Source organism: Micromonospora sp. ABR4_055, from assembly GCF_056160425.1.
Window position 1 is genome coordinate 1 of record NZ_JBSWXD010000238.1, and the last position, 7030, is coordinate 7030.

Below are 7030 nucleotides of genomic sequence, written 5' to 3' on the forward strand. Positions count from 1 at the left end.
CCCGCCGGCAGCGCCCAGATGCCCCGTCCGGCGCGCAGCAACGCCCGGCCCTGTGCCCGCGACGCGCGGCGCAGCGCGGGCGACGGGGTGCGGGCGTCGATACCGTCGTCGAGCGCGTCCAGCCGGCCAGGGCCGGCCCCGTCGTCGGTCGCGGCTGTTGCAGCCGCGGCCGCGAACGCGGCGGCGGTACGCCCACCGGTGGTGAGCCGGCCGGTCAGGTACGCCGCCACGCCGGCCAGGTCACGGACCCGGCCGGCGACGACGGCCGCCTCCAGCCCGCTGGAGTGGGCATGCCCGCCGGCCGGCAACCGGCCATCGGCCAGCACCAGCAGCGTGGCGAGCCCGCTCATCGGCGGGTCCGGGCGTGACACATCGTCATCATCGCCGGCGGTCAGAACAGGAAGTAGCGCTGCGCCATCGGCAGCTCCACCGCCGGAGCCGGCTCGATCGTCTCCCCGTCGATGCGTACCGTGAACGTGTCCGCGTCGATCTCGATCCGGGGGGTGGCGTCGTTCAGCGGCATGTCGGCCTTGCCCCGCCGCCGGGTGTCGGCGACCGGGGCGAGCCGGCGACGGATCCCGAGCCGGTCACCGAGCAGCGCGTCGATCGCAGCCGGCGCGACGAACGCCAGGCTGGTGGCGGCCGGCACGGTGCCGTACGCGCCGAACATGGGCCTCGGCAGCATCGGCTGCGGGGTCGGGATGGACGCGTTCGCGTCGCCCATCTGCGCCCAGGCGATCATGCCGCCCTTGATCACCAGATGCGGCCGTACGCCGAAGAACGCCGGATCCCACAGCACCAGGTCGGCCAGCTTGCCCGGCTCGACCGAGCCGACCTCGCCCTCGACGCCGTGCGCCACCGCCGGGCAGATCGTGTACTTGGCCACGTACCGTCGGGCCCGCATGTTGTCGGCCGGCCCGTCGCCGGGCAGCGCGCCACGGCGCGCCTTCATCACGTGCGCGGTCTGCCAGGTCCGCAGGATCACCTCGCCGACGCGCCCCATCGCCTGCGAGTCGGAGCCGATCATCGAGATGGCGCCGAGGTCGTGCAGGATGTCCTCGCCGGCCATCGTGCTGGGCCGGATCCGGCTCTCGGCGAACGCCAGGTCCTCCGGCACGCTCGGGTTCAGATGGTGGCAGACCATCAGCATGTCGAGGTGCTCGTCGAGGGTGTTGACGGTGTGCGGGCGGGTCGGGTTGGTCGACGACGGCAGCACGTTCGGCTCGGCGGCGACCCGCATGATGTCCGGCGCGTGCCCGCCGCCGGCCCCTTCGGTGTGGTACGCGTGGATCGACCGGCCGGCGATCGCGCCGAGGGTGGACTCCACGTACCCGGCTTCGTTGAGGGTGTCGGTGTGGATCGCCACCTGCACACCGGAGGCGTCGGCCACCCGCAGGCAGGCGTCGATCGCCGCCGGGGTGGTGCCCCAGTCCTCGTGCAGTTTGAACCCGCCGGCGCCGCCGCGCAGCTGCTCCCACATGGATTCTTCGCTGACCGTGTTGCCCTTGCCGAGCAGCAGCACGTTGACCGGCCACGGGTCGAGCGCGGCGAGCATCATGCCCAGGTGCCACGGGCCGGGGGTGACCGTGGTCGCCTTGCTGCCCTCGGCCGGCCCGGTGCCGCCGCCCATGATGGTGGTGACGCCGCTGGCCAGCGCTGTCTCCAGGATCTGCGGGCAGATCAGGTGTACGTGGCTGTCGATCGCCCCGGCGGTGAGGATCTTGCCGTTGCCGGCGATGATCTCGGTGCCCGGCCCGATCACCAGGTCGGGGTGCACCCCGTCCATCGTGTCCGGGTTGCCGGCCTTGCCGAGCGCGACGATCCGGCCGTCACGGATGCCGACGTCGGCCTTGACGACGCCCCAGTGGTCGAGCACCACCGCGCCGGTGATCACCGTGTCGGGTGCCCCTTCGGCCCGGGTGGCCAGGGACTGGCCCATCGACTCGCGGATCACCTTGCCGCCGCCGAAGACCACCTCGTCGCCGTACGCCGGGGTGCCGTCGGCGCCGGGCGGCGCGCAGCGGTCCTCCTCGACCTCGATCAGCAGGTTGGTGTCCGCCAGCCGGATCCGGTCACCGGTGGTCGGGCCGAGCAGTGCGGCGTACCGCCGTCGGTCCAGGGTGCTCACGCCGTGCCTCCCGTCTCACCGGTGCCCGCCTGGTCGGCCGGGCCGGGTCCGGTGCCCGCATCGCCGGTCGGGCCACGGCCGTCCAGCTCGCCGGCGCATTCGCCGCGCAGCCCGGCGACGATCCGCCGGCCGCCGAACGGCACCAGGGTGACCTCCCGGTCGACGCCGGGCTCGAAGCGCACCGACGTGCCGGCGGCCACCGCCAACCGGTGGCCCCACGCGGCGGACCGGTCGAAGTTCAACGCCGGGTTGGCCTCGGCGAAGTGGTAGTGCGAGCCGACCTGCACCGGCCGGTCGCCGGTGTTGACGACCGGCAGGGTCAGCACCGGACGGCCGGGATGGAGGGTGACCGGCCCGTCGCCGGGGATCAGTTCACCGGGAACGACTGTGCCGCCGTCGGTGCCCGACGGCGTGGATGGTGCGCTCAATCTCGCTCCTAGGAGATCGGCTCGTGTACGGTGACCAGCTTCGTCCCGTCGGGGAAGGTGGCTTCCACCTGCACCTCGGGGAGCATCTCCGGCACTCCGTCGAGCACGTCCTCGCGGCCGAGCACGGTGCGCCCGGCCTCCATCAGCTCCGCCACGCTGCGGCCGTCCCGGGCACCTTCCAGCAGGAAGGCGGTGATCACCGCGGTCGCCTCCGGGTGGTTGAGCCGGATGCCCCTCTCACGGCGCTTCCAGGCCACGTCGGCTGCGACGTGGATGAGCAGTCGCTCCTGCTCGTGCCGGGTGAGAAACAAGCCGGACCTCCATGAGCGATCGAGACCTGGGTCGTGCCAGATGCTGGCATTCTGACATTTCAATCACGTTACGTACGCGTATCCGCTGTCTGGGTGTCACCTGCTGTCCGGCCTGGTACGCACGGGTCGGCTCACCTGCGGCGACTTCGCAGGGCAGCCCGTCCGAAGTCCGGGTGCGATGCAACCAGGCAGGGTCGAGCCGGCCGAACGGGCGGAAGCTGCGGCCACGGCGTACCGGCTAGCCTGCCGTTATGGCAAGCGCCGAGTTGGACGAGTTGATCGTCGCGGACGCCGAGGCGTTGCGCGGGTGGTTGTCGGCCAACCACGGCACATCGCCCGGAGTGTGGCTCGCCCTGACCAGGAAGGGCGGCACAGTCACCACCCTGACCTGGCAGCAGGCGGTCGACGAGGCGCTGTGCTTCGGCTGGATCGATGGGCAGGCTCGGAAGCGGGATGAGCAGACTTCCTGGATCCGGTTCACCCCGCGCCGGACCCGCAGCTCCTGGTCACAGCGCAACGTCGCCCACGTGGCCCGGTTGGAGGCACAGGGGCGGATGATGCCGTCCGGCCGTGCTGCGGTGGACGCGGCGAAGGGAGACGGACGGTGGGCGGCCGCCTATGCGCCGCCTTCGGAAGCCGTGGTGCCGGCCGATCTGCTCGCTGCGATCGCCGCTGACCCCGCCGCCCAGGCAATGTTCGACGTACTCACCAGGACCAACCGTTTTGCCCTCATCAACCGGGTGATTGGCGTCAAACGGGCGCAGACCCGCGAGCGGAAGATCGGCGAGATCGTCGCCATGCTGGCCCGGCACGAAACGATCTACCCGCAGAGAGCCAGGCCGCCGCAGTCGGCCACGTCGTGATGGCCGTACGCGGTCCGGCGTGCCGCGACCCTGTCGTCAGTCTTCCGACGACTGATCCGGGCCGTGGCTGGTGTCGGCCCTTGGGCGCCGGAAGCGGTCGTGCCAGGCCGGCGTCTTCCGCTCGTCGTCGAAGGCGTTGGCGATCACCACGTCGGTCGACGAGTGCAGCAGGATCGAGATCACGATGGTCAGCGCGACCAGGTGAAACACCTCGTCGGCGGCGTCGATGCCGGACTTGAGCACGATCAGGCCGTACACCACCGAGGCGAAGCCCTTCGGCCCGAACCACATCGCCGCCGCCTGCTCCCGGGGCGCCAACCCGGAGCGGATGAACGCGATCGCCAGCGCCACCGGCCGGGCGACGAAGATGGCCAGCACCGCGAAGACCCAGCCCGGCCAGGAGATCTCGCCGAGGAACTCGATCGAGATGAGCGCGCCGAAGACCAACAGCGCGGCGAGTTTGAGCAACTCGGAGACGCTCTCGCCGAAATGCTCGAACGCGGCCCGCTGACGCGGGCCGAAGGTGGCGATGGTGCTGCCGGCGGCGAACGCGGCCAGGAACAGGTTGCCGTGGGTGGCCTGCCCGAGCGCCAGTACCAGCAGGCCGATCGCCACCCCGTTGAGCGGCGCGTACAGGGCCGACGCGGAGAACCACCGGGTCCGTTCCAGGGCGATCGCCAGTGCGGGGACGGCGACTCCGATGGCCAGGCCGACCGCGAGTTCGGTGGCCAGCTCGTCGAGGTGCAGGTCGCCGGAGCCGGTGGCGATCGCCAGGAACAGGATCACGAACGGCAACGCGAGGCCGTCGTTGATCCCGGACTCGACGTTGAGCAGATGCCGCAGCCGGTACGGCACCTTCTCGTTGCCGACCAGCGCGGCTGCGAACACCGGGTCGGTCGGGGCCAGCACCGCGCCGATCAGCAGCGATTCCGCCCAGCCCAGCCCGGCGACGTAGTGGGCCAGCACCGCGGTGATCACCAGGGTGAGTGGCAGCCCCCAGCCCAGCGCCCGACCGGGCAGCCGCCAGGCGGAGCGCAGGTCCTGCCAGCCGACCCGCATCCCGTCGGTGAACAGCACGGCGAACAGCGCCAGCTCGGCGAGGGTGTTGACGATCGACGAGTCGGCCTGCACGTCCAGCACGCCGGTGGTCTGCGGCCCGAGTAGGAAGCCGGCCACCAGGAACAACGCCGCCGTGGACAGGATGGTGCGGTGGGCCAGCGCCGACACCAGCACGGCGAGTAGCAGTACGGCGGCGAAACTCAGCAGCAGCATGTGAACTCCGGGACCGGCGGCGAGCGGTGGTGATGGTGTCGGGCCCGGTGATGGTACGTGCCGGCGGGGTCGGGATCGGCGCGGACCGGTACCGGACGGGCTGACACAATGCGGAAGCAGTCCCGTACCCGCGATGAGGAGTTCCGTGCCGTGATTCGTACCCATGACGCCGGCGGCCTGCGCGCCACGCACGCCGGCACGACGGTGACGCTTGCCGGGTGGGTGGCCCGCCGGCGCGACCACGGCGGGGTCATCTTCGTCGACCTGCGCGACGCCTCCGGCGTGGCGCAGGTGGTGTTCCGCGAGGAGATGCAGCTGGCCCACGCACTGCGTAACGAGTTCTGCGTACGGGTGACCGGCGTCGTGGACCGTCGCCCGGAGGGCAACGACAACCCGGAGCTGGCCACCGGCGAGGTCGAGGTCACCGCGACCGAGCTGACCGTGCTGTCCGAGGCCGCGCCGCTGCCGCTGCCGATCGACGACCAGGTCGACGCCGGCGACGACGTGCGGCTGCGGTACCGCTACCTGGACCTGCGGCGTAGCGGTCCGGCCGGGGCGCTGCGGCTGCGGTCGCGGGCCAACCAGATCGCCCGTACGGTGCTGCACGACCGTGACTTCGTGGAGATCGAGACCCCGACGCTGACCCGGTCCACCCCGGAGGGGGCCCGCGACTTCCTGGTGCCGGTGCGGCTGCAGCCCGGCACCTGGTACGCCCTGCCGCAGTCGCCGCAGCTGTTCAAGCAGCTGCTGATGGTCGCCGGGATGGAGCGGTACTACCAGATCGCCCGCTGCTACCGCGACGAGGACTTCCGGGCCGACCGGCAGCCGGAGTTCACCCAGCTTGACATCGAGATGTCGTTCGTCACCCAGGACGACGTGATCGAGCTGGGCGAGTCGATCGTCGGCGCGCTGTGGCGCGAGCTGGCCGGGCACGAGATCACCGGGCCGGTGCCGCGGATCACCTGGCACGAGGCGATGGACCGGTACGGTTCCGACAAGCCGGACCTGCGCTACGGCGTGGAGCTGACCGAGCTGACTGGCTACCTGCGCGGCACGGCGTTCCGGGTGTTCGCCGGGGCGATCGACGCGGGCGGCTACGTCGGTGCGGTGGTGATGCCCGGCGGTGCCGCGCAGACCCGCAAGGAGCTCGACGGCTGGCAGGACTGGGCCAAGGCGCGCGGCGCGCGGGGCCTCGCGTACGTGGTGCTGGACGCCGAGACCGGCGAACCGCGCGGCCCGGTGGCGAAGAACCTGTCGGCCGAGCACCTGGGTGGGCTGGCCGACGCGGTCGGCGCCAAGCCCGGCGACGCGATTTTCTTCGCCGCCTCGACCAACCGGCGGGAGGCGCAGGAACTGCTCGGCGCCGCCCGGATCGAGATCGCCCGGCGGGCCAACCTGGTCGACGAGAGCGCGTGGGCGTTCTGCTGGGTGGTGGACGCGCCGATGTTCGAGCCGACGGAGGAGGGCGGCTGGACGGCGGTGCACCACCCGTTCACCTCGCCGACCGACGAGTGGCTGGACCGCTTCGACGGCGCGCCCGGCGAGGCCCTGGCGTACGCGTACGACATCGTCTGCAACGGCAACGAGATCGGCGGCGGCTCGGTCCGTATCCACCGCGCCGACGTGCAGCGGCGGGTGTTCGACCTGCTGGGCATCGGCGAGCAGGAGGCGGCCGACAAGTTCGGCTTCCTGCTGGAGGCGTTCAAGTACGGCCCGCCGCCGCACGGCGGCATCGCGTTCGGCTGGGACCGGATCTGCATGCTGCTGGCCGGCGTGGACTCGATCCGTGAGGTGATCGCGTTCCCGAAGACGCGCGGCGGGTTCGACCCGCTGACCCAGGCACCGACGCCGATCACCGCGCAGCAGCGCGCGGAGGCCGGGGTGGACGCCAAGCCGAAGCCGCCGGCCGGTGTCGCGCCGACCCCGGCCGCCGGTACGGCAGGGGTGGCCGCCCCGGTCGAACCCTCCTGATCCGACGACCCTGACCCTCGCGGGCCGGGTCCACGGGCGTTTCGCACGCCCGTGGAC

Annotated in this window: 7 protein-coding genes; 2 read left to right on the forward strand and 5 right to left on the reverse strand. The window is 72.0% G+C overall.

Features of this window, described 5'->3' with window-relative positions; all coding sequences use genetic code 11:
* From ACXAHD_RS30640 to ACXAHD_RS30655, 4 genes are all read right to left on the reverse strand, one after another.
* The coding region (locus ACXAHD_RS30640) for an urease accessory protein UreF (RefSeq protein ID WP_475054933.1) at positions 1–350 on the reverse strand (350 nt) is incomplete at its 3' end.
* A 41-nt stretch (positions 351–391) separates the two neighbouring features.
* Positions 392–2128, reverse strand: coding sequence for an urease subunit alpha (locus ACXAHD_RS30645; protein WP_475054935.1), 1737 nt, complete (start codon positions 2126–2128; stop codon positions 392–394).
* Positions 2125–2556, reverse strand: coding sequence for an urease subunit beta (locus ACXAHD_RS30650; protein WP_475054936.1), 432 nt, complete (start codon positions 2554–2556; stop codon positions 2125–2127). The genes ACXAHD_RS30645 and ACXAHD_RS30650 overlap by 4 nt, the downstream gene beginning before the upstream one ends.
* Before the next feature lie 8 nt (positions 2557–2564).
* A complete protein-coding gene (locus ACXAHD_RS30655; RefSeq protein WP_123601150.1) occupies positions 2565–2867 on the reverse strand; it encodes an urease subunit gamma in 303 nt (100 codons plus the stop codon).
* 251 nt (positions 2868–3118) lie between these two features.
* On the opposite strand from ACXAHD_RS30655, the gene ACXAHD_RS30660 reads away from it, so the two are divergent.
* Positions 3119–3730, forward strand: coding sequence for a YdeI/OmpD-associated family protein (locus ACXAHD_RS30660; protein WP_281554525.1), 612 nt, complete (start codon positions 3119–3121; stop codon positions 3728–3730).
* A 36-nt stretch (positions 3731–3766) separates the two neighbouring features.
* On the opposite strand, the gene ACXAHD_RS30665 is transcribed toward ACXAHD_RS30660, so the two are convergent.
* On the reverse strand, positions 3767–5002 hold the full coding sequence (locus tag ACXAHD_RS30665; protein ID WP_475054939.1) for a cation:proton antiporter: 1236 nt from the start codon (positions 5000–5002) through the stop codon (positions 3767–3769).
* A 150-nt stretch (positions 5003–5152) separates the two neighbouring features.
* On the opposite strand from ACXAHD_RS30665, the gene aspS reads away from it, so the two are divergent.
* Complete coding sequence (aspS, locus tag ACXAHD_RS30670) at positions 5153–6973, forward strand: aspartate--tRNA ligase (RefSeq protein WP_289212724.1); 1821 nt, start codon at positions 5153–5155, stop codon at positions 6971–6973.
* Positions 6974–7030: the final 57 nt, after the last annotated feature.

Coding starts and splice junctions, on each gene's coding strand:
- ACXAHD_RS30660 (WP_281554525.1), top strand. CDS start 3,119: ATGGCAAGCGCCGAGTTGGACGAGTTGATCGTCGCGGACGCCGAGGCG.
- ACXAHD_RS30665 (WP_475054939.1), bottom strand. CDS start 5,002: ATGCTGCTGCTGAGTTTCGCCGCCGTACTGCTACTCGCCGTGCTGGTG.